This is a genomic window from Sediminibacterium salmoneum NBRC 103935, assembly GCF_000511175.1.
GTDB lineage: Bacteria > Bacteroidota > Bacteroidia > Chitinophagales > Chitinophagaceae > Sediminibacterium > Sediminibacterium salmoneum.
The window spans coordinates 1,003,669-1,028,527 of record NZ_KI866530.1; the positions used below are offsets into that span (position 1 = coordinate 1,003,669).

Here is a 24,859-nt window from a genome sequence, read left to right on the forward strand (position 1 = left end):
TTTTTTGGGAAGCTTTAATGTAAATTAGCCATGCAAAATCTTTTAACAATGGTAGACTCTTTCGAAAAAATAGAAGTCAAAATATATCCAACGCCAGCAGATGGCTCAATTTACGCAGCTCAGGTAATTGCTCAACTTATCCGGGATAAAGCAGCCAATGGCGAAAAAGTGGTATTAGGAATGGCTACCGGCTCTACTCCCATTAAAATGTATGCCGAGCTGGTTCGGATGCATCGGGAAGAAGGATTGAGTTTTAAAAATGTAATTACGTTTAACCTGGATGAATATTATCCCATTGATAAAGATGCTTACCAGAGTTACTGGAGCTTTATGCATCGCAATCTTTTCAATCATATAGATATTGACCCGAAGAACATTCATTTACCCAACGGCAATGCTCCCAAGGAAGAAATGAAAAAATATTGCGCTTCTTATGAGCAAGCCATTGAAGCAGCCGGAGGAATTGATTTACAGGTATTGGGGATAGGACAAAACGGACATATTGGTTTCAACGAACCCGGTTCGAGTATTTTGTCTAAAACCAGATTGGTGAATTTAGAAAACAGCACCCGCCTGGCGAATTCCTATGAATTTGGTACCATTACCAAAGTACCCAGATTGGCGGTAACAATGGGGATCAGTACTATTTTAAAAGCCAAAAAAATCATTTTACTTGCCTGGGGCAACAAAGCCAGCATTGTTGCCAAATCGGTTGAAGGAAATGTAACAGAAAGTATTCCGGCAAGTATATTACAGCAACACAACGATTGCACTTTCATCATTGACCAAACCGCTTCTACCGAACTTACCAGGATTAAATCTCCCTGGTTAACGGGTGATTGTGTATGGACGAAACAAATGATTAAAAGAGCAGTGGTAAACCTGGCACTGAAATTAAATAAATCAGTGCTTAGCCTTACTTTACACGACTATACAGAAAATGGTCTCTCTGATTTACTGGTAGAACAGGATGATGCTTACGAAATTAACCTGCAGGTTTTTTACATGCTGAGAGATACTATTACCGGATGGCCAGGCGGCAAACCCAATGCAGTAATTCCTGCGCATCCGGAAAGATCGGAACCCCATCCAAAAAAATGCCTGATTTTCTCTCCTCACCCTGATGACGACATCATTAGTATGGGAGGTACATTCATGCGTTTACACGATCAGGGTCATGAAGTACATGTGGCGTATCAGACCAGCGGAAATATTGCGGTAACAGATGAATTTGTTACCCGATTCATTGATTTCGCAGTAGGATTTGAAGAAATGTTCGGAGTAGACAACAGCAAGAGTATTGAACAGCTAAGCTCAGCAGAACGCTTTATTGCTTCCAAGAAAAAAGACCAGATGGATACCAGAGAAATCAGGGCCATCAAGGGATTAATCAGAAGAGGAGAAGCAAAAGCCACCTGCAGGTATGTAGGACTACCTGAGGGCAGATGGCATTTTATGAATATGCCTTTTTATGAAACCGGTACTATAGAAAAAAAGCCGCTGGGTGAAGAAGACATTTTGATTACTATGGAACTCTTGAGAAAGATTAAACCTCATCAGGTTTATTGTGCAGGAGATTTAGCTGATCCGCATGGCACCCATCGTGTTTGTCTGGAAGCCGTTTTTGAAGCACTAAGAAGAATTAAAGCTGCCGGTGATGATTGGGTAAAAGATTGCTGGGTGTGGTTGTACAAAGGCGCATGGCAGGAATGGGATATTGCAGAAATTGAAATGGCCATTCCAATGAGCCCTGACCAGGTTAAGAAAAAGCGTTTTGGCATTTTTATTCATCAATCACAAAAAGATATGGTGCCTTTCCAGGGTTCTGATAACAGGGAATTCTGGCAACGCGCCGAGGACAGAAATGCCAATACAGCTAATTTATATGCAGCATTGGGAATGACCAAATACGCTGCAATGGAAGCATTTGTTCGTTGGCATTACTAGCCCTACTTTTGCGGCATGATGAAAAAAACCTGGGAAGAATTTCTAAGGAACAAGAAGTTTAGAAATAAACTTGCCCTGGGAATTCTGGTGTTGGTATTATTAGTGGCATTCCTACCCTACTATTTTGCATTTATCGAAGCCAGAAAGGGCATTGTAATCAATGACCTGTTACTAGATTATATAGATAGTGTGAATGTTTCTATCCCAACCTTTATTATCATTTGGTCATTAAGTCTCTGGAGTCTGTATATCAACCTAAAATCACCTGTTCGCCTGCTGCAAATGCTTTGGGCCTTCAATGTGCTTTCCTTATCCAGAATTCTGAGCATTTATCTGGTGCCTCTTGAACCCCCAGCTGATCTGATTGAGTTAATTGACCCTATTACCAATACCATCTATGGAGCAAGATTCATCACAAAGGATTTGTTTTTTTCCGGACATACGGCTACCCTTGTAACCTTTGCCTTGTGCATGCAAAAAAAACTTCACAAAGTCATTGTCTTTTCAGGAGCTATAGCAGTTGGAATCCTGGTCCTGATTCAGCATGTTCATTACACCATTGATGTAATTGCTGCATTTATTTTTCCTTTCTTTCTTGTTCCGATTGCTAAAAGAATCTGCAAGCCATTTATTTAACTGATCCCCTGGCGCTTTTACTTAAGAGCGTCTATTGCTTTTTCAACAGAACGGTGTACCCAGCTTTTTGAATGAATAAACCGTTGGAAAAGCCAGATGCCAGTGATGGCACATACAATACCTGCAAGAACATCCAGTACATAATGATGACTACTGTAAACTGCGGCAAACCAGATACCTAACATGATTGTGCCAAATACCCAGGTAACCCGACCGAGTTTATTCCGGATAGCATAATACAAGACGATGAGTGGATAAGAAGAGTGCAGAGAGGGCATAGCTGCAAATACATTCGAGCTCTTTTCATAAAGGCCCTTAAATACTTCTATACCAAAAAACTCGTCGAACCTATAGAGTCCTGCTGTGTTTCCCTTTGTATTGGCAATAAAATCAAATCCAAATTGTTGTACATACCATGGCGGAGCAGCCGGATAAATATAGTAAACACAAAATCCAAGAAGATTAACCAATAAAAAAGTAAGAGAGAAATAAAAAAACTCGCGCTTGCGGGTAAAAAACAACACGGCGGCAAAAGCAAGAGGTACCGGAATCCAGCTTAAATAGAATATACCTGTAAGTACATCTAAAGTGGCATTATGATTCATCAGCCAGAATTCATTGGGGGTAACTACGGATCCTTTATAATTGAATCCGAATATACTTTTCTCCAGATTGTATAATTCACGGATACTTACTGTATTGTACTCATAATTCGGGAATGCTTTCATATAATCAAATATGATCCAGAAAACAATGAATACGGTAAACCCAAGAATAAACTTTCGGGTTACTGCTGATAAATAATACATGATATTGAACAAACCAACCAGCACAAGTTGATCTGTCTTAAACCCTATCAGAAAATAAGACAATAGCAGATAAGCAAGAGAAAAAAATAAAACCAATAAGGTTGCTTTTATCTTCTTCGATTTTAATGGCATACAAATCAATTATGGTTTAAATCTTTCCATGATGGGTTTATTGGTAGCCGCTTCCTTTCCCTTCATTTCAATATATCTTACATTCGGATTAAATAGTGTACCACCAGGATCAATCTGAATGTAAACTCGTTTTATTTCGGATTCTTTGTTATTGATAAGGGTATACATTTTGTAGGTATTATCTGAAGGAGATTTTTTTAAGGTAAATTCCTTCTTCTTATAAGCAACCAGTTGAATGGTAAAGCTACCGTCCTTGTTCTTTTTAGAAATAGTTCCATAAGCAAATGCCTTCTGTATAAAATTCAACTCTTTGCGCATACCTCCCTCTGGATAACGGATCCAAAAGACTTTTACAGGTGTACTTTCATCCAACTCTCCCTTGTCATTTACATTCAGAGAATAAATAACCGTGTTGGTATTGGTGGTTCTCTGTAAATAAAACAACTGATTCTTAATACCTGCAGGAACCGGAAATGTATCCTGTGGGTCCGTTTCAAAATTCAACTTATTTTCAGCCACTCCAGTTGAGGCAATTACAAAATTTACACTACTAATTAACCCCACGAGTATCATAAAACCCCAAACTTGCTTTCTCACTAAATTCACGCCTGACAATTTTTCTTTTTTTAACATTACAAATTCTTATAAAAGCCATCTACCAATCCACCCTGCTGCATTATATAATTATCCTTCTGCATTTTGCTTGTCCTTCATATCCAATGCATTTTTTGCATCCAGCAACCTTTTAAAGGCTGTGTAATTCGTAAGTACTGCCATAATAGTTAAGGGGAATGTGAAGACGGAAATGGTCTCGAATACCTGAACACTGGTACCCGGCAAATACATTTTAAACTCCCCGCCAATAAAATAGGCCGTAATACCACAGGCAATTGCAGTAACACCAATAGTGATAACTCTTTCAGGTCTTTGCATCAGCCCTTCCTTACATTCTACACCCAGCCCTTCAGCTCTAGCGCGGGTATAACTTACCATAAGGGAACCAATCATGGCAATAAAGGCAAAAAGTGAACTATAGAAATAATTATGTGAAATCAGGTAGTAACAAATACCCAGAAATAATACCAGCTCACTGTACCTATCCAAAACAGAATCGAACAAAGCGCCAAAGGAAGATGACATTTTACCCAATCTGGCAACTTGTCCATCCAACATGTCGAATACGCCTGCAAATAACACCAATGCTCCGGCCCAGCCAATATAACTCAATTCTCCTCTATGACCCTTCTCAGCTCCCTCAATAAATATGGCGGTGACCAGTATGTTCAACAGCAATCCGATAAAAGTAACCGCATTGGGTGTAAGCCCCAGTTTAATTAAAAATTTAACAAAGGGGTTAATCACAACATAAATGGCTTGTTGTGCTTTATCTCTGAATCTTGGCTTTGAATGGTTCATTTTAAAAAATTGAATTCAATTTTTATATATCCTTGTTTAAATTAAAAGTCAACTCTAAATCTGGTTCTTATACCATAAGGTGAAATACCAGGATTATCCAAGTAACTCAATCGTTTTACAAAATCTACTCGAAGAACATTGAAAATATTCTCAACCCCAATACTGGCTTCCATATAAGGTTTGGCAGGATCCAGTGCAAAAGTTGTGGTAGCGCCATTAATGGTTGGGTACTTAAATAAATTGGGATTCAATGATGGATTATTCTCATTCCTCACTCCACCATATAATATTTTAAATGAAGCTACTTCTCTGAATTTCAATTTTTTCAACAAGGGAATTCTGTTAAATACAATACCCATGAAGTGATGTACCCAGGTAAAGGAAGCATAACGGTCACTCACAAATTCCAAGAAGTTCATCATATTATAAGAGTTCAGCTGGTAGGCAAAAGTCTGATTGGCTCTGTGAACAGTCAGCAATGGGAATGGAACCTGACCAAAAGTATATCCCCCTTCCAACGTTGCATCAGCATACCCTAATCGTCCCATGTAATTTCGCTTTTCAATACGCAAATCCAGTTTCTGATAATTGTACTGCCCACCCAACAAACCTTTAACACCAGCGGCTGCACTTAAAGTAAAAATGGGATACTTTGTAAAAATGGGGATACGGTATATTTTACCCTGATAGAATTTTTCATTGGGTGCATAACGAATCTGACCATTGATTTCAGTGGTAATTACATTTTGAATATTATCATTATTCGCCTTGGTATACGTTAAAATACCAGCTGGTTGCTGGTGCCAGTTTTTAAATCCAACACTAAATGATAATCTGTTCTTAAATTCTTTTACATATTCCGCCTGATAGATATTATTATACAACCATCTTTCATTGTTTCCTCTTTTAAAGGAAAGCAAGAAGTTGTCTTCCTGTACAAACTCTAAATCCTGTCCTGGAATTTTTGTATCGCTCTTTGCACTGATTCTTATATAGTTCAGCGGGAATGTATAAATAGACTTGTTGTTTAAGGAGTAAGTTGCACTCAGGAATCCCTTCCATTGCTTATCATTAAACCCGTAGGCACCATAGGTTTCAAAATACAAACGCTTACTTAAAACCGGCGTTGTTCTTCCACCCACACGCAACCTAAATCCCTCAACCGGGTTAAAGCTATAGAAAGTGTTAACAGGTCCAATTTCAACTGGACCAAGATTTCCATACCCTGCAAACAATAAAGTAAAAAGTGCCATGGCCCTTCTGAATGAAGGCATTTTCTCCAGACTATCAATATTGCTATATACTTTTGACTCAGGTATAGACAAAGGATTGTGTCTACGCGACTGCCAGAAACTGTCTGGCATCTTGCTGATTACCGCATCATTTCTTACGATTGCAGGTCCCTGAAAAATGGAATCAGCCAATGGCTTATTGGTAGTGAAACCTTTGTAAGACACGGTTCGCTCACCAAAAAATCCACCACTGGTACTACTTTTACTCAAGCCCATATCAGCCATCAGATTACTTTTGACCACATGGTACTTTTTATCCTCCCCTCTTTCAAAATCTAAATCAGCATGTAATTCCTTAATCCAGTTGATATTGGCATTTCTACTGATGAACATATTGATTTTCTGAACAGCATAGTTACCATCCAATGTAATAAACATATTTCCCCTAAATAACAAATCATTGGTATTACGGGGAGTAAAATACAATTTCACCAACTTTGTACCATAGTCATCAACGACGGTATCTCTGATATAGTACATATAGAATGTAGGAGCCGCATTAGCAATAGGACTCAGAAACTGGTAAGTGAAAATGGGAATATTATTTTCGTAAATATCAATATTCTCATACAACCGATTCAGTAAGGAGCTCAATCCATCATTGTCGATATAACTACCGAAATTTACTTTTTTCTCGCCTAAGATTATTGACTTGGAGGCCGAAGGATCTTTACGGAGGTATTGTTTAGAGAGGCGTTCCTCCATATAAATGGGGATCAAGGATTTACCACTTAGTTTAGAACTATCCCTGTTTTCAAAGAGAAAATTATACTTTTTCAGCATGCGGGAATTGGTAACCTTATCATTGGCACTGCTCAATGCTGCCTGAATTTTTTCATACTGTTCATACTCCACATAATCATAACTAGCTACTTTATTGTTTTCCCTGTTCTCAATCACTTTTCTAATCAATTCAACTGCTGGATTGTCTTTGTTCCGATATTTTGCCCTCTTATTAGTGGTTACGGTTACATTGGTCAATAAAGTGGGGTCTGGTCCTAATTCAATATTTAGTTCCTGTATTTTAAAACGATTCACCGTAAACTGAACCTGACGAAACCCTACTGAACTTACTACCACTTTATTGATAGTAGTATTGGTAATAATCATGTATCTGCCAAGGCTATCTGTTAACACACCTCGCCCTTTCAAAAAATACACACTCACCCCCTGTAGAGGCTTCTTGGTGATGGAGTCTATCACTATTCCTTTTACAACAGTTTCCTGCGCCCTTATTTGTTGAACAAAGAAAAAACTCATCATAATGATGATGATTCTAAAACCCAGTTTGTCTTTCATAGACATTTATTTAAATACAAATCTCCCCTGCAACAGATAATTATAAAAAATACCAACTAACAGAGAAATTAAAAATTTTGAAAAAATATAATTTGCATGTACAACCTGAACCATCAACGTCATCCCTACAATATTTAAAATGAAATTTCCCACCCACACTAAAAAATAACGAAAGGCCTGCACAAAAACCGGTTTTGATCCCCCGGTAAAAACCCAATTCCTACCCAACAAAAAATTCACAAGCCCTCCGGTAATGGTGCCGATCGCAGCACCCAAAACTGCATATAACTTAACCCACTCTACCATCAGCACTGTCATTGAAAAATCAATAACCGTTGCAATTAACGAAGATGCCTGGGCTTTTATGAAAGCAGATTTTACCATAGATGTAAAAGAAGAAATAAATGCAGAATGATATTACTATAAATACCTGCCAACACATCATCCCCCATCACTCCCCAGCCTCCAGGCATTTGCTCCAGCCTTCGAATCAACAAAGGCTTAAGAATGTCAAAAAACCTGAAAAGCCCCAAGGCAAGTAAAACATTCACAAATGAAACCGGAATAAACAGCAAGGCAACCAGCATACCTGCCACTTCATCAATCACCACTTTGCTGCTATCCTTCCCCCATTTTTTTTCAACTTCGTTACCAGCCCAGATTCCATAAACAATAACAACCAATACAGAACCTATAACCATCCAGGTATCAGGTACAGCTACTGCAACCATCCATATAAGTGCAGTTGCAATAGCTGCTACCGTACCTCCACCTTTTTTTATAAAACCAATTCCAAAAAAGCTGGACAATATCTCATGAACTTTTATCATAGAGCTTCTACTACATCCTGGTAATAATCCAGTCCAAGATGCGTAATTAAATCTTCACCCATGATATGTCTCAACGTATTCTGCAACTTGATTAGTTGTTTAAAAATATCATGCTCTGGTCTTAATCCTGGTAAAGTCTGAGGAGACTTAAAGTAGAAAGAAAGCCACTCCTGAATTCCACTCATATTAGAACGCTTTGCAAGATCCATGAATAAGGCAAGATCTAATACAATCGGAGCCGCAAGAATTGAATCTCTACACAGGAAATTGATTTTAATCTGCATAGAATAACCTAACCAGCCGAATATGTCTATATTATCCCAGCTCTCTTTGTTATCACCATGAGGAGGATAATAATTGATTCTTACTTTGTGATATAAATCTCCGTATAGTGATGGATTCACTTCAGGTTGAAGTATATCTTCCAATACACTTAATTTGGAAACTTCCTTGGTTTTAAAGTTATCCGGGTCATCCAGCACCAAACCATCTCTGTTACCTAAAATATTGGTAGAGAACCAGCCTCTTACCCCCAATGCTCTAGCATGTAATCCCGGAGCAAGAACAGTTTTCATTAAAGTTTGGCCGGTTTTGAAATCCTTACCTGCAATAGGTGTTTGGGTTTCTTTTGCCAAAGCTTCCAATGCTGGAATATCTACAGTTAAGTTAGGAGCTCCATTTGCATAAGGCACGCCCAGTTTCAAAGCAGCATAAGCATATATCATACTTGGAGCAATGGCCGGATCGCTGTTCTTTAAACCTGCTTCAAATGACTCAAGTGTTTCGTGAACTGCGCTGGTTTCAATGTACTTTTCAGTAGATCCACACCAAACAATTACAACGCGGCTACATCCATTGTCCTTTTTAAATTGCTCTATATCATTCATCACCTGCTGAGCCAAATCCCACTTGGAACTACCCTCCTTAATATGCGTTCCGTCTAAGTTCTTAATGTATTCACGATCAAATACCGCCTTCATTGGCTTAATGGCTTCCAGTTCGGGCTTAACCGCATGTAATAACATGGGCTCAAGAACCTTTGCATTGATGGCAGCTTCAAATACGTTATCTGCATAAACATCCCATCCACCAAAAACAATATCAGTCAAATTTGCTAAAGGAACGAAATCCTTAATTAAGGGGTATCGATTCTCTGTTCTTTTTCCTAAGCGAATATTACCCATCTGCGTCAGTGCGCCAACAGGTTGAGATAAGCCTTTATTAACAGCTATTACACCTGCAATCATGGTGGTGCCAACTGCACCTAAACCTGGAATCAAGATACCTAGTTTCCCTTCTGCAGGGGTGATGTTTTGTTTCATATTTAGTGATCTTTATTTATTAAAACAGTTATTAACTACTTTTTTTTAGTCCATTCACAAACAGATTGGAAATAGCTCCGATTCTGTTTTCCAGTCCCACCAGTTTATCGTTGAAAAAATCCCGTTCAATCCCGCGTATACTGCTAACCACAACAGACGGTAATAAGTCCATTTCCTTCTCAATAGCCTGGTTAAATTCTCCTTTTTCTATACCATACATCAGGATTGACCTGATTAAACTGATCTCTAATTGCGAATACTCATTAAATAAAACCCTGCCGCAAGGAATTTGTTCAACGAATTCTCCACATACCAGTCGGTAAAGATTCAACATATTGCTAAGAACATTAATTCTTGTGACAGCAAAAACTTTTAATTTTTCTTCGGCAGATTCTACACTTTCAACGGCAATCTGGGTTTGCCTGAACACTTCCTGCAATTCCCTCTGGAGCACTTCTTCAAATATCAGTTCCTTGCTCTGGTAATAGTAATATAAAGTGCTTTTCCCTTTACCTAAGGCTTTGGCAATATCTTCCATGGTGGTCTTTTTAAGGCCGTATAGCTGGAATAGCTTTTGCGCTTCCCGTATAATGTCCTCCTTAAAAATCTCTTCTTTAACCATAAACTTTTAGACCAAATTGGTTTTGAAGTCCAAAATTACAATAAATGTTGGTACATCTATTAAATTATCGGTGAATCTCATAAAATCTTACGGTTCTCTGACAATTCAAGTACTAAAAAAGCCACCATAACAAGAGTTACAGTGGCTTTTAGTGACCGCGTTAGGATTCAAACCTAAAACCTTCTGATCCGTAGTCAGATGCTCTATTCAGTTGAGCTACGCAGCCATTCCGTTAACGGGCTGCAAATATAAATCAAACATTATAAATGGCAAAATAAGTTCGCTTGTTTTACTCTAAAATCCATTCTTTTCTAATTAGATTTCCGTTTTGCTGAACCCCTTCCACAATAACCCTGTGCCGTTTACTTCTGTCATTGTTAAAATAATTGATTTTAAATTCAGGTTCTTCCGGAGTTAAATGAAGGGATGATACCCAGTGCAGTAGTCTACGTTTGTCAATAACTGATTTCTGTTTTTCAGAACTATACTTTGGTCCAGTGAAGGGCTGATAAGAGGTAAAGCCTTTAATCGGTATCTGTGTAAGCATAGATCCTTTGGGTATATAATTGGCTTCATCGCCTTGTTTGGTGTAAACCGCAATTGCTCCGTTGGGTGCTCCCAATGCCGCTCCCAGAAACGGCGGTTTGAATACTTTAACGTAGGCAATTTCATTAATGTTCAATGTTAAAATAATATCTATATCTACCAGCATCTGATTCAGAAAAAATTTCAGCATATCCTGCTGTGACCTCCAAAATAAGCGTGGCATACTCTTTTGCCCCATAGAATCGGTGTCAAAAAAGATTTGCAGTCCAGGAACCTTCCCCTTTAGAAATTCAAAAATATTCGTGAATGAAATAGCATTGGGTGTCATCATATTAAAGCCAATTGCATCCCCACCTTTGAATAATCCGGTTGTATACTTATCCTCTAAAACCTGCAATGGGCTTTTACTTGTACTGTATACCACAACTTCATTCTCTGCAGGCACATAAGTGGCCAGTTCTCTGGCTTTGGGGGATTGAAACCGCAACTCAGGCAAAGGGTAGCCGAAATCATTCACATAAGCCGGGGCATCTGCAAACAAACCCAGTTGTTGAAATTGCAGCGCAATCTTTTGCTTCTTCTTTTTACGGGTATCCAGCTGAATACCAAGTGTAGCAGAATCATTAATGATTAAACGATCAACCAAAAAAGTTCCGCTATCGGTTACAGGCACATCATCAATTATGGGAACAGTCCCTCTCTTCATCAATGAAAAAGAAACCATCGCATTCTTCAATTCTCCCGGTTCTGATAAGAATGCACCTTTAACCTGAACAAATGCATCCATAAAAGGTATCGTCTTTTGCACAATGGCTGGACTACCAGCCCTAAAATCTCGCCGAATTGAATAAAGGGTTGGAATATACGTTTCCTCTTCTACTACAGAAACGGAAAGGTTTACAAAATCTCCCGACTTATTAATAACTGACCACTCGTTTTTACCTTTCGCATCAAATGATTGTGAATATTGTTTTATTGCAATTAAATCTTCTGATATATCTTGAGCATTAACCTGTTCCTGTGGTTGTGATATATTTTTTACAGAGTCTTTTTCTACAGAACTCAAATTAGGCTGATAAACAGGAACAACCTGATCACAATACCGGAATTCGGGGGTTTGATTGATGGAGATTAGCGTATATGCCCTCATTCTTAGAAAGGCAAAAGCATAATTCTTAGGCACTACAAAGTTGATATCTGCACCACCCTTTTGCGCCAGATAGGTTTGATGCTCCAGTAAAAGCCCATCTGCATTGTACCAATCTACGTACACATTTACGGGTTGCATTAAAAGTCTGTTGTTCTGGCGAACATATATTTTGCTATATACTTTATCACCTGTACCATAAACAGACTTTGCCTGATGGGCATACAATGAATGGAAATTAGGCTGTTGGGCTTTTAGTGAATAAAAACTACTCATCCACGCTAAAATCAGCAGCCCTAGTTGTTTCTTTATTCGCATTACTCAGGTATTATTTTCAAGTTTGTTCGATTACCGGCACTATCAAATCCATAAATAATTACGTGTTCAAGCTTTGGATTCAAATCACTTCTACCCTCTTTCATTTTTAAGAACAACCGGGTAAGAATAATTGTTTGATTTTGTATATATGTTTCTACAAATGCCTTCCCGTCCTGTCCTATTTTCATCCAAAGATCTAAACCACTATACGAAACCAATTTAAGTTTAAACATACTTTCTGAAACTTTTCTAACATGAACACCATAAGCCAGTTTGCGCTGTATAGTTGTTAAAGGTTTAATTACTCCCCCATCGGTGTAAACAACCCGATAAACCTTAACAGGCTCATTCTCATTTATATTTTTATCCGGAGTAAAATTGGCATCATAAACATACGTATTATGATTCTTGCTATGCTGAATAATGAAGAGCCGATTTTCAGTTGGTGCGGGAATGGGGTAATTTTCTTGAGCATTCGCAACTGTAAGAAATAGTAAGAAAAGGCAAAAAAAACAAAATCTCATCACCATTATTTGTAACGGTAATTTACTAAATAACATACACATCTTTTCATATAAATAAACCTGCAAATAAATTAAGATTTATATTCATTCTGTAACTTAGAGTATGTCTACATTTCAGAATCCGGATATCATTAGAGTATTAGATTTATCACTCGACTTAATACAAATCATCAATTTAGAAGGAAGGGTACTTTTTTGCAGTAAATCAGCTGAATTGATTCTGGGCTATCCTGCTGAAAATATAACTGGTACGAATATTTTGGACAAAGTGGTTGAAGAAGATAAAGCCAGTAAACTGGAAGCATTTATTGCCGTAAGACAACTGGGGAAAATTTACAATTTTGAAAACAGAATCCTAAGCAAGGATAACACTGAAATATATTTATCCTGGAGCTTTATCTGGGATAAGCATACCAAAGACACAATTGTTATTGGCCGAAATATATCTGAGCTAAAAAACAATGAAAAGCATTATCGCTCTTTGGTTCAGAATATCAACATTGGCTTAATAATTCAAAAACAAAACTCAGAAATTACTCTATGTAATCAACCAGCTTTAGACATGCTTGGTCTTACAGAAGACCAGTTATTGGGCAAAACTTCTTTTGATCCGGACTGGAATGTAATACATAGCGATGGTTCTCCTTTTCCTGGCCAGGAACATCCCGTTCCAACAGCCATTGCCACACAAAAACCTGTACGTGATGTTGTGATGGGTGTATACAGACCCAAGACACAAGACAGGGTCTGGCTGCTGGTAAATGCAGAACCTCAATTTGATATTTCAGGAAATTTTGACCATGTAATCTGTACATTCAGTGATATTACAAAAGAGCGAAAATCACTGGTTCAGAAACAGGAAGAATTGCTAGACATCCTGGACAATACTCCGGCATTCTTTGCCACTTTCGATTTAAATTTCAAGTTCACCTTTGCCAATAAGGCTCTTTTAAGAAATATAGGTTTAGATGAATCAACTGAAATAAGTAAAATCGATCTAAAAAAATTTAAAATACTCGATGCTGCTTTTACACTGGATGAACTCTTAAATATTTTACTGAAAGACGGCACCTGGATTGGATCAAATACCTATCTGAATTTAAAAAACAAGGAAATCACTGTTTGGCAGGTTGTGCTATTACACAGAAATGAACAGGAAGTCCCTACTCATATTTCAGTTACAGCCATTGATATTTCAGCCAACAAAGCACTGGAAAAAGAAATTGAGCTGAATAGAATCAAGTCTGAATTTGTAACCAATGTATCACACGAATTCAGAACACCACTAACCATTTTCAGAACCAGCATGGAAATTCTGGACATATATCTGAAAAAACTGAAGATTGAATTACCTGATGAGCTAACCAAAAGATTGCAGGTAATGGATAAAGAAATAGACAGGCTTACTTATGTAATCACAGAATTTCTTACAGTAGGCAGAATGGAGTCAGGCAAAATCACCGTTAACAAAAAAGAAATCTCCCTTATCCCTATCATACAAAATTCCATTAACAGAATAGCTTTAATGAATAAGGATGAACGTCAGATTGATTTAACAATCAAAGGTGAACCCTGTAATATGATACTTGATGAAATACTAATGATGCATATTCTGGATAATATAATTGCCAATGCAATAAAATATTCAAAAGACAAAAAAGCTCCTGAAATCACGGTTAATTTTAAAAAAGAAACAACCAGCATCATTGTAAAGGATTATGGCATAGGGATTCCAGCTCAGGAAAAGTTTAAACTCTTCAGTTCCTATTTCAGAGGATCCAACACTAAAAACATCAAAGGAAATGGACTTGGTTTAGTACTGGTAAAAAACTTTGTGGACATGCAAAACGGAAAAATATCACTGGAAAGTGAAGAAAATAATGGAACAACTATTATTATTGAGTTTCCGAATATGGCATCTAATTAATTATCCTTTTGATTACTTTTCCATAAAACCAATTTTTTCTTCAGCACCAGTTCTCTGCTGTTTTTTCCAATCATGATATTTACCCAACCCGGTTCAAACACGGGATTACCCTCCTTATTTATCAATTGAAAAACTTTACTGTCAAAAGAAAAAACTATCGTCTTTTTTTCACGCGGCAACAAATGAATCCTTTTGAAATTCTTTAAAGAAAGAACTGGAGTGGATACGGATGAGAGCAAATTATTTACATAAAGCTGAACAACTTCCTCCCCCTCTTTTTTACCCGTGTTCTGTACATCCACGTAAACTTTCATCTCGTCTATTTCACTAAGACTGTCTTTACTGAAACGAAGATTGCTATATTCAAAATCAGTATAACTTAATCCATAACCAAAAGGGAACAGCGGCTCTCCGCTTAGATCATGATAGTCATCTCCTCTTCCGGTGGGTTTATGATTATACACCAATGGAACCTGCCCTTCACTAACGGGAAAAGTAATAGGCAACCTGCCGGCAGGATTTTTCTTATCAAACAAAATATCCGCAACAGCATTACCCCCCTCCTCGCCCGGATACCATAACATCATAACTCCTTGCACTTTATGCAACCATTTTTCCATGGTTATCGCACTTCCTCCGGTAAGCAATACAACCACAGGTTTTCCTGTTGCAGCAACTGCTTCAATTAGTTTCTCCTGATTAGGAGTCAAAGACAAACGGGCTCTGTCCTGAAATTCCCCTTCATGAATACCTGCTACAACAAAGGCTAAATCTGACTGTCTGGCAACGGCAACTGCATCAGCAATTATCCGGCTGTTATTATCAGCAATGGCCCGATCCCAAAGCAATTTTATTTTGGCATTGCCTTTTGATTCATAGAATTCAATTCTTACGGCATAATGCTTTCCCTTCTCTAACAGTAAAGGAACTGAAATTCTTCTGTAAGAAATTTTTCTCCATTGATTAATGACTAATTTATTATCAATGTACATTCTGAAACCATCATTTCCTTCCAATGCCAATTGGTATTTGCCTGATTTTTCCGGAACAAGAAATCCGGTATAACGAACAGAAAAATGGTTGGCATCCAAGCTGCTATCTGGTGACATAAAAGTATAAGATTCATTCAGCTCACTTACCAGATGCGACTTTACCAAATCCTTACCCGGTTCCAACCCTCTGAAATAACTGGCCATTAAACCATGCTTTTTGCCAGATTTGTCAGCATATAAATTATCAGTAGGTACAATGGAAAATATATCTGACTGAACCGTTGCTCCCTTTGAAAAAAACACTTGTCTCTTTGCTCCTGCTGCGGCTTTAATTCCATCTAATATGGTAACTACCCCATTGCCCGGGCCGCTATAACCACCCAGCCTCCCTTTAATGGCTTCTTCGCCAATTACAGCTATCTTACTCACAGACGGTTGTATGGGTAAAACCTGATTGTTGTTTTTTAGCAGCACAAAAGATTTAGCAGCGGCTTCCCTGGCTAATTTTTTATGCACCGGATTATTTACCCACTTAGCTGCTTCACTTTCATCAATAAATGGTTGATCAAAAAGACCCAGTTCAAACTTGACACGCAAAACTCTTCTTACTGCATCGTCTATTCGTTTTACAGGAATTCTTCCGTCTAAAAATGGAGGAAGAAACAATTCATGATGTTTATACTGAGTTTGAAAAATTACATCCAACCCATTATTAATGGCATCAGCAGAAGATGCAGGATAATCAGCTGTGGTATGATGTAAAACAGTTGATCCACCAACCGCTCCCGCATCTGAAATTACAAAGCCCTCAAAGCCCCATTCCTGTTTTAGTTTTCTATTCAAAAGCCAATCATTGGCTGTGGCAGGAATGCCATTCAAAGAATTATAGGCAGTCATGACAGATCTTGCACCAGCCTGCTCAATAGCATGTTTAAATGGTGGAAAATATAATTCATTCAATACTAATTCACTTGCATGAATTGGATAACTATCTCTTCCTCCATCTCCTACATTCGCAACAAAATGTTTAGGTGTAGCAACAATTCCATTTTGTTCTAAATTCCGAATATAAGTGCCTGCCATTAGCGTTACCAACAAAGGATCTTCTCCATAGGTTTCTTCTGTTCTGCCCCATCTTACATCAGATGCAATATTGAGAACAGGAGATAGAATATCCCTTATACCTCTGGCCCTTGATTCTACCGCAATGGCTCGGGAAACAGCCCCCATTGTTGCTGTATCAAAACTAGCTGCCAAAGCAATTGATTGTGGAAATACAGTTGCCCCATTGCGTACCAGACCATGTAATGCTTCGTCAAAAGGAATAATCGGAATACCCAATCTTGTTTGATAAATAAAATAAGACTGAATCTGATTAATTTTTTTTGCCAATAACAAAGCATTTTCTTTTGTATTGTATTGCAGCATCTGATTTCCGGCGGTATTACCTGCTGTAGCTGCACTTACCTGAAATCCAAACAATCCTTCCCTGTACAAATCAGGCTGTTCTCCCAAATCTCCGGGGATCATGAATAACTGCCAGAATTTTTCTCTGGGGGTCATTCTTTTTAACAGGTCTTCTACTCTTTCCGTATAGGAATATCTGGGATTTTTATAAATAAGAATTTGTTCCTGCGACCAGATATTATTCTCAATACCAAGTAACAAGATTAGAAATAGAAATAACTTAAACATAGAATGAAATTAAGAAAAACAACCTTGCAGAAATCTGATTATTCCTAACTTTAATAAACAAGGTTATAGCATGAATAAAAGAAAGTTTATTAAAAGCTTTGCACTTACCGGATTGGCCATTCCGGAATTAAGCAAAGCAATGGCAACTGAAATCAGTCTACCCAAAAAAAATACTTCAATTCCAATAGCAGAAGACGAGAACTTCTGGGCAGGCATCAGGAACTTATACAAAATAAAACCCGACTATATAAATCTGGAAAATGGTTACTATAATTTACTACCAGAACCCACTTTGGAAAAATATCTCTCTTTAATAAAGGAAGTTAACTATCATGCTTCCTTCTACATGAGAAATAGACAGTTTTCTGAAAGAGCCGAACAAAATAAATTAATTGCTTCCTTTACCGGTTGTAATCCCACAGAAATTGTTTTAACCAGAAATACAACCGAATCACTCGATTTAATTATTAGTGGTTATCCATGGCAAAAAGAAGATGAAGCCATTTTTGCAGCGCAGGATTACGGAGCCATGATTGACATGTTTAAACAAGTTGCTAAAAGATATGGCATTAAAAATACCATACTTTCTATTCCAAATATTCCAGCTTCCGATAAAGAAATCGTTTCGTTGTACGAGCGAGCCATTACACCCAAAACAAAACTGATCATGATATGCCATATGATCAATATCACGGGACAGATTTTACCTGTTAGAAAAATCTGTGATATGGCACATAAATATGGAGTGGAAGTAATGGTAGACGGAGCACATGCCATTGCACAACTTCAGTTTAAGATACCCGATTTAAACTGCGATTATTATGGAGCCAGCTTACACAAATGGCTGGCCGTTCCATTAGGAGTGGGATTGTTATATATCAGGGAAAAACACCAGGAAAAAATCTGGCCTCTATTAGGAGAAAATGAATCTGTTACAGGAATCAACCGTTTGAATCATTTCGGAACCAATCCTGTGCATACCTATCTGGCACTTCAATCCGCAATTGACTTTCACAATAAAATTGGTGCAGCCAATAAAGAAAGCAGACTGAGATTTTTGCAGCAGTACTGGACAAAGCAGGTGGCCAATCTGCCAAAGATTCAAATTAATACACCTACCGACAGTGCTCGTTCCTGTGCCATAGCAAATGTTGGCATCAAAGGGATGAAACCAGCTGATATGGCTACCACCCTATTGAATAAATACAAAATTTATACAGTGGCCATTGATGGTACGGGTGTACATGGTTGCAGAATTACGCCCAATGTTTTTACAACCTTGAAAGAACTCGATGCTTTTGTATATGCACTGAAGGAAATGGCCAGTTAAAAAATAAATCGGAATCCTCCCTGCAACCATCTTCCCGGCAATGGAGTTCCAACAAAATCATTAATAGATGTATTCAATACATTATCGGCCTGTAAAAACACAATATGTTTTACTTTATTGAAATGAATATTGATTCTTGTATTCATTACAAAATAGCTACTACTCAATGGCACCAATAAAGCGTTGTTAGTCTGAGCAGCTCTGCTTTTATATAACCCTGCAAAACTGAAATCCAGATTTTTTAATTTGATTCCTGCGGCAAAATTGGCAAGAAATTTCGGGGCAGAAGAAAGATAAAAACTTAAAGGCCCCTCTTTGCTTTCCGTATTCAACCAGATCAATCCGGTTTTTAATCTTATAGAATTTTGTTCATTCAATTTTTTTTCTACAATGTAATCTAGCTCAAGACCAGAAACAGAAATACGATTCTGGTTCCTTGCAAGGAAATAATTACCATTAACCACCAAATTATCTTTTCGCGGCATGTCTGCATAAGCAGTCAAAGACCAATCAATTAAATCCCTGCTATCTCTGCTAAATAAACTTACTGACCATTTACCCGATTGATTGTGTACCCAATCCACCCCTACTTCATAGTTCATGCTTTTCTCTGCTGACAAATTAGGATTCCCAATAGATCCGCTTCTAACACCTGTTCTGTTATAATTATTGTAGAGTTCCGTAAAGTCTGCATTTCTGTACGCATAACCTGCACTGGCTCTTAATTGCAATTGATTCAATTGATATGACAGATTAATCTGTGGCACAACAATCCATCCTGCATTATCCGTATATTCTGTTCTTAAAGAACTATTGGCTACCAATCTGTTGCTGAATGCATGTTGTAAAATTCCATAAACAGCCAGCTGATTTACCGTATGTCTTCCCCTGTCATTGGAACGAATATTTCTTCCAATATACTGAGCACCTAATGAAAATTTTGTTTGCTCTGTTGCAGTTCTTGTATATACAGTATTAATTTGAAAAAGATTGGAGAAACTGGAATTGGCAGTAGAAACGGAACTGAATTTATAATTGTCTTCTGTATTTTTAAACCCTGCATAAATTGTTAGCTGGTCTTTATTTTTTTGATAACTGGCATTAAACTGATTCCAGAAAATTTTTACCTTTTCCACTGCAGTGTCGGAAACAAATGAAGTGTAAAAGTTTTGTGCTGCAAAAGCTCTTTCATTATAAGCAGATCGGAAAGAGGTTTGCCAAAACTTTTTTTGCTTACTAAAAGCAACTGAAAATGCATCTTCCTGCATATATCCTTTGATGCCTCTTTGCTGCGGTCCATCAGCGCGATTTCTCAGCGCAGAAATCTGTAATTGGTTAGTGGAATTAGAGACGCTGTAAAATCCGGAACTGCTTATTAGTCCGAGGTCTCCACCAGCGACTTGTATAATCCCCCTTTTACCAATAGCTTTTTGTTTGGCAAAGCATTTCGTTGTAATATAGATTACGCCACCCACTGCATCAGATCCAAAAATGCCTGATGAAGCTCCTTTTAATATTTCAACTCTTTCAATTTCATCTAAGACAACCGGAATATAACCGCTGAAATGTCCTGTATTAGGATCGTTTAATCTTAGCCCATCCAGAATAACCAAAACCTGCTGAAAAGTCCCCCCCCGCATACTAATATCACTTTGCGCGCCCAAAGCTCCCCTGGTTTGAACATCTATGCCCGGCAGGAAACGCAGTAATTCGTCAGGAGTTCTTACCGGAAGCTGTGCAATTTCTTTGGATGTGATTACTGTAATATTCCTGCCCGTTTTGGATGCCCTGGTCTCTATAGAGGAACTGGTAACTGTAATAGGATCTAAAACAGAAGCTTCTACTTGAGTTGTAGCATTATTGTCCTGAGCAAATAAGGGGCGAAAAATTAATACAAGGAGCTGAATCAACAATATCTTTTTCAAGGGGGTCAATTTTGGGGAACAAATCTATGGGCTAATTCCTATCTACCGGCAAAAACAGAATTGATGACTAAACTTTGACAATTAGCGACGAAAAAGGAATAATATAAAAGTTATCCACATTTTTAAAAGCGCAATTTGTGGGGTATTTCAAAAGAATCTAAGAGGATATTCTAATACTGTTTTTGAATAGATTTAACAGATTATCTTGTAAAATATTGAATTTTAGTTATTTATATGCTAAAAATTCCGCAAAAAAATACCAATAGCTTTGTATATATAACAAAATAATTATCTATGAATACTAAGTTTCAGAAAGAAACAAGCATTCCCAATTCTGGAATTAGACAAAAATTGATATCAAATGCGGAAATGCTTACAAAAAAGGGAACATATTAACTAATTTTACTACAAATGCGCGTAAGCTTAAAGCTATCTGTATCCCCCAACTGCTTTGATTTTAAGCACGGCATTTTAAAAATTATTTAATTAAAACTAGGCTCATGAAATCAAAAATTTTACTCAAAATTTTGATGCCCTTTTTCTTCCTGCTAACTGCATTTACAGCAGTTGCGCAGTCCATTACTCCTAGTGGAAGCATCACTACGTTTACAACGACGTATGGTACAGACGCTACAGAGCAATCCTTTACTTTTATTGCAGCAGGATTAACGGCGTCTTCAAACGTTGTTGTAACTGCTCCTGCAAATTTTGAAGTGTCTTTAACTTCAGGTTCAGGATTTGCCGCTTCGGTAAACGTTCCAACAGATGGTTCCGGAAATGTGGCTTCAGCTACTATCTATGTTAGATTGCCAGGAAGTGTTAATCCTGGCTCAATTGGGGGTGGCAACATTACTTTAGTGGAGGGCTCAACAAATAACACAGTTGCAATTCCTGCTAGTACTGTAAACGTTAAACCACTTACTATTACTGGCTTAACTGCCAATAATAAAAATTACGATGGATTAACTACCGCAACTTTATCTGGAACCGCCACTTTAAATGGAGGTTTAGTAGGTTCAGACGTAGTTACCATTTCGGCAGGTACTGCAAACTTCGCATCCAAAACAGTTGGAACTGGTAAAACTGTTACTGCCACTGGTTTTTCTCTTTCAGGAGCAGATGCTGCAAAATACAGTGTAACCCAACCAACAATTCCTAATGCGGATATTACTGCGATTAATTTAACCATTACTGGTTTAACTGCAACTAGTAGAGCATATAATGGTTTAACTACTGCTACTCTTGCAGGTACCGCTGCTTTAAGTGGTGTTGTATCAGGTGATGTGGTAACGATTGACGCTGTAGGTACTGCTTCTTTTGCAGATAAAACTGTAGGTACTGCAAAACCTGTAACTGTAATTGGGTATACTATTAATGGCGCTGACGCTGCTAACTACACTTTAATTCAACCTGCTGGTTTAACCGCAGATATTACTGCGATTAATTTAACCATTACTGGTTTAACTGCAACTAGTAGAGCATATAATGGTTTAACTACTGCTACTCTTGCAGGTACCGCTGCTTTAAGTGGTGTTGTATCGGGTGATGTGGTAACGATTGATGCAGTTGGTACTGCTTCTTTTGCAACTAAAACGGTTGGTACTGCAAAACCTGTGACTGTGATTGGCTATACAATTAATGGTGGTGATGCTGCTAACTACACTTTAACTCAACCTGCTGGTTTAACCGCAGATATTACTGCGATAGCACTAACCATTTCTGGTGTAACTGCTGATAACAGATTATATAATGGATTAACAGCCGCTACATTAACTGGTACTGCTGCCCTTGTCGGCGTTGTATCGGGCGATGCGGTAACGCTTGGTGGTACTGCTGCTGCTTCTTTTGCAACTGCAACTGTGGGTTTAGCTAAAGCTGTTACTGTTACGGGTTATTCTATCTCTGGTGCTGATGCTGCTAACTACACATTAACTCAACCAACTGGTTTAACCGCAGATATTACTCCTGCACCTTTAACCATTACGGCTGACTCTGTACGCAAATACCACGGAGAAACAATTGCTAATCCTTCTACCGGTGTTACTGCCTTTACTTCTACTGGTTTAGTGAACGGTGAAACCATTGGCTCTGTTACCATGACATATGTAACAGGTGATGCTTCAGGAGATCCTTTAGGATTAACTTTAAATGCAGTTATACCAAGTGCAGCTACGGGTGGTACCTTTACTGCCATCAACTATACCATTAACTATGTTGCTAATCAAATAAGAGTAATTCCAAACATCAATGCATTCCTAAGTAACCTCGTTGCTTCTACAGGACCATTGAATACAGCTTTCAATAAGTACGACCTTGATTATGATACCTATGTATTAACTGCCATTAACACTTTCACTGTAACTCCTACTGTTGAAAATCAGTTTGCAACCATTCAGGCAAGAATTGATACTGGTATGGGACCTGGTGCTTATGTACCTCTTACCAGCGGTGTGGCAAGTGCTCCTTTCACCATCAGAGAAGGTGACAATATCATTGAGATATTGGTAACTGCTGAAGATGGTATTAATCAACTAAACTATCGTATCCTTTATCGTCGTGAGTCTTCTTTTGTAAGCGGCGGTGGCGGCGGTGGTCTTGAAAGTAAGAGCCTGGGTGATGCAATCGCTCAGCGTGTACTGAACAATGCCATCAATGATATGAACGGTGCAGTTGATTACAACAAACTGCCTGTTGTTGAAACTGCTCAGGGAACCATCCGTTCTGCCAGCACCAACAGCATCTTCAGCCTGCAACTTTCCAGCATCATGCCGGATCTGTCTAACAGAGGTTACAAAGCTTACAACAGCTCTCCTGTTGATATCGTAAGCTTTACCAATGCCAAAGAAGTATTTGCGGTTGACTATGTTAATACCAATAAAGAAACCAAAGCGGTTGCTTTCACAACCAAAACTTTGGGTGAACTATACGATCACACCAAACCAATCTGTGACAGATTAAAAGGTGCTACTTTATTAGATGTTGAATCAGTGAAAATTGATGGATACGACTTCATCAACTACACCATCAGAAACGATAAAGGAAACCTTGAATACGCTACTGCATTTACTGTAGGTGCTAAAGCAGGAAGAAACAACTTCAACCTACAAAGTGCCTTCTTAACAACAAGCTATGTAAACGAAGACCAGATGTACAACTTCCAGATCTGGGCTGCTTCTCCTACCATCGTTAATGATATGGTGAAAGAAGTATTGGCTAAGTTGAAAGACGTTGCTCCGGTTAATCAGTCCATTGTTAATGCTAGTCCTGATACCTATATTGAGTCTGGTAAGCGCGAAGGTGCTAACCTGAACCTGGTTATCAAGAACGGTACTGCTGCTACTACCGGATTCTTCAAGTTCGAAGACAGATCCAATGAGTCTTCTACCGGTATCGTTACAAGAAATGTACCTTTCACTGTTAATGCTAACGGCACTTCTACCATCTCTGTTCCCGTTGGAGATAAATACGAAAGTTCTATCTCTATGTTCCTGAACGGTGAAGTAAAAGATATGCTTTACATGTCTGATGGTACTTGGGCTATTGATTACAACAGAAACACTACCAGTGTAAGTGCCTTCACCGTTACCAACGACGCTAAGCGTACGATCTCTGCCAATGAATTCCCTGTACTAAGAAATGTGGAAGTAAAAGCCAATAGCTCTGACTTCGTTTCCTTATTCAAATTGCTAAAAGCAGGTGGAATGGAAGCTGACCTAAGCGGATATGCTGGTCTTAAGTTTACTGCTGCAGGTGGATATAACCTAAGAGTTACCATGGTACAGAACGGAATCAGCGAGTGGAAAAACCAGTACACTACTGATATCAGACTGGGTTCTGGACAGCAGGAATACTTTATTCCTTTCAGCCAGTTTAAATCTGCTGCTTCTGCCAAGAACATAGATCCTAAAGACGTAACTACCCTTGTATTTACTGTTGAAGTAAATGCAGGAAGAAACAGTCCAATTGCTTCTACCTTCAGCAATATCAGCTTCACCAAAGAAAAACCAGCCTTGAATACAACAGAACAGGAAGAGAAAACCATCCAGGTATTCCCTAACCCTGTAACCGACAATGTATTCACTGCCAGCTTTGTAAGCCCAGTAGCCGGTGAGTTGACCATGAAGATCAACGATGCTTCAGGACGCTCTAT

At 38.3% G+C, this 24,859-nt stretch carries 18 protein-coding genes and 1 tRNA gene; 6 read left to right on the plus strand and 13 right to left on the minus strand.

From position 1 onward, the window contains the following. The first annotated feature begins 30 nt into the window (after positions 1-30). Positions 31-1,947 carry a glucosamine-6-phosphate deaminase gene (gene nagB / locus P767_RS0104865; RefSeq protein WP_026763625.1) on the plus strand — a complete coding sequence of 639 codons (1,917 nt, stop codon included), beginning with the start codon at positions 31-33 and terminating at the stop codon, positions 1,945-1,947. A gap of 15 nt (positions 1,948-1,962) precedes the next feature. Continuing rightward, the gene (locus P767_RS15920) at positions 1,963-2,583 is read left to right on the plus strand and encodes a phosphatase PAP2-related protein (protein WP_037351632.1); all 621 of its coding nucleotides are present in this window, start codon (positions 1,963-1,965) and stop codon (positions 2,581-2,583) included. Between the two features lie 17 nt (positions 2,584-2,600). On the opposite strand, the gene P767_RS0104875 is transcribed toward P767_RS15920, so the two are convergent. The 5 genes from P767_RS0104875 to P767_RS19145 are packed head-to-tail and all read right to left on the minus strand — an operon-like array spanning position 2,601 to position 7,849. Further along, complete coding sequence (locus tag P767_RS0104875) at positions 2,601-3,524, minus strand: phosphatase PAP2 family protein (protein ID WP_026763626.1); 924 nt, start codon at positions 3,522-3,524, stop codon at positions 2,601-2,603. 9 nt (positions 3,525-3,533) lie between these two features. Continuing rightward, complete coding sequence (locus tag P767_RS0104880; RefSeq protein ID WP_084799816.1) at positions 3,534-4,157, minus strand: DUF4833 domain-containing protein; 624 nt, start codon at positions 4,155-4,157, stop codon at positions 3,534-3,536. A gap of 51 nt (positions 4,158-4,208) precedes the next feature. Beyond that, the gene (locus P767_RS0104885) at positions 4,209-4,940 is read right to left on the minus strand and encodes a CDP-alcohol phosphatidyltransferase family protein (RefSeq protein ID WP_026763628.1); all 732 of its coding nucleotides are present in this window, start codon (positions 4,938-4,940) and stop codon (positions 4,209-4,211) included. A 41-nt stretch (positions 4,941-4,981) separates the two neighbouring features. Further along, a complete protein-coding gene (locus tag P767_RS0104890; RefSeq protein WP_245586833.1) occupies positions 4,982-7,531 on the minus strand; it encodes a DUF5686 family protein in 2,550 nt (849 codons plus the stop codon). 6 nt (positions 7,532-7,537) lie between these two features. Continuing rightward, the gene (locus P767_RS19145) at positions 7,538-7,849 is read right to left on the minus strand and encodes a GtrA family protein (RefSeq protein WP_407636324.1); all 312 of its coding nucleotides are present in this window, start codon (positions 7,847-7,849) and stop codon (positions 7,538-7,540) included. Between P767_RS19145 and P767_RS18780 the strand changes: the two genes are divergently transcribed. Continuing rightward, a complete protein-coding gene (locus P767_RS18780) occupies positions 7,785-7,946 on the plus strand; it encodes a hypothetical protein (protein WP_245586834.1) in 162 nt (53 codons plus the stop codon). The two genes, P767_RS19145 and P767_RS18780, sit on opposite strands and share 65 nt — an antisense overlap. On the opposite strand, the gene P767_RS0104900 is transcribed toward P767_RS18780, so the two are convergent. The 6 genes from P767_RS0104900 to P767_RS0104925 all read right to left on the minus strand — a co-directional run bounded on the left by P767_RS0104900 (position 7,909) and on the right by P767_RS0104925 (position 12,876). Beyond that, complete coding sequence (locus tag P767_RS0104900; protein WP_026763631.1) at positions 7,909-8,361, minus strand: phosphatidylglycerophosphatase A family protein; 453 nt, start codon at positions 8,359-8,361, stop codon at positions 7,909-7,911. The genes P767_RS18780 and P767_RS0104900 overlap by 38 nt on opposite strands. Then, positions 8,358-9,683 carry an inositol-3-phosphate synthase gene (locus P767_RS0104905; RefSeq protein WP_026763632.1) on the minus strand — a complete coding sequence of 442 codons (1,326 nt, stop codon included), beginning with the start codon at positions 9,681-9,683 and terminating at the stop codon, positions 8,358-8,360. The genes P767_RS0104900 and P767_RS0104905 overlap by 4 nt, the downstream gene beginning before the upstream one ends. A 31-nt stretch (positions 9,684-9,714) precedes the next feature. Continuing rightward, the gene (locus tag P767_RS17510; protein ID WP_051417136.1) at positions 9,715-10,305 is read right to left on the minus strand and encodes a TetR/AcrR family transcriptional regulator; all 591 of its coding nucleotides are present in this window, start codon (positions 10,303-10,305) and stop codon (positions 9,715-9,717) included. Positions 10,306-10,457: 152 nt separating this feature from the next. Next, positions 10,458-10,531, minus strand: a tRNA-Arg gene (locus P767_RS0104915). 63 nt (positions 10,532-10,594) lie between these two features. Continuing rightward, on the minus strand, positions 10,595-12,316 hold the full coding sequence (locus P767_RS0104920; RefSeq protein ID WP_026763633.1) for a hypothetical protein: 1,722 nt from the start codon (positions 12,314-12,316) through the stop codon (positions 10,595-10,597). Continuing rightward, the gene (locus tag P767_RS0104925) at positions 12,316-12,876 is read right to left on the minus strand and encodes a DUF4833 domain-containing protein (protein WP_026763634.1); all 561 of its coding nucleotides are present in this window, start codon (positions 12,874-12,876) and stop codon (positions 12,316-12,318) included. The genes P767_RS0104920 and P767_RS0104925 overlap by 1 nt, the downstream gene beginning before the upstream one ends. 67 nt (positions 12,877-12,943) lie before the next feature. Here P767_RS0104925 and P767_RS0104930 point away from each other — a divergent pair, with 67 nt between their 5' ends. Further along, positions 12,944-14,767: a sensor histidine kinase gene (locus P767_RS0104930; RefSeq protein ID WP_026763635.1), complete on the plus strand. Its 1,824-nt coding sequence runs from the start codon at positions 12,944-12,946 to the stop codon at positions 14,765-14,767. Here P767_RS0104930 and P767_RS0104935 read toward each other — a convergent pair. After that, positions 14,764-17,454 (minus strand): beta-glucosidase, encoded by a 2,691-nt coding sequence (locus P767_RS0104935; RefSeq protein WP_026763636.1) that lies wholly within the window; start codon positions 17,452-17,454, stop codon positions 14,764-14,766. The genes P767_RS0104930 and P767_RS0104935 overlap by 4 nt on opposite strands. A 70-nt stretch (positions 17,455-17,524) precedes the next feature. Between P767_RS0104935 and P767_RS0104940 the strand changes: the two genes are divergently transcribed. Continuing rightward, positions 17,525-18,784 carry an aminotransferase class V-fold PLP-dependent enzyme gene (locus tag P767_RS0104940; RefSeq protein WP_026763637.1) on the plus strand — a complete coding sequence of 420 codons (1,260 nt, stop codon included), beginning with the start codon at positions 17,525-17,527 and terminating at the stop codon, positions 18,782-18,784. On the opposite strand, the gene P767_RS0104945 is transcribed toward P767_RS0104940, so the two are convergent. Next, on the minus strand, positions 18,781-20,709 hold the full coding sequence (locus P767_RS0104945) for a TonB-dependent receptor plug domain-containing protein (RefSeq protein WP_026763638.1): 1,929 nt from the start codon (positions 20,707-20,709) through the stop codon (positions 18,781-18,783). The genes P767_RS0104940 and P767_RS0104945 overlap by 4 nt on opposite strands. Before the next feature lie 500 nt (positions 20,710-21,209). Between P767_RS0104945 and P767_RS17515 the strand changes: the two genes are divergently transcribed. Beyond that, a partial coding sequence (locus P767_RS17515) for a YDG domain-containing protein (protein ID WP_172637512.1) occupies positions 21,210-24,859 on the plus strand: 3,650 nt, incomplete at its 3' end.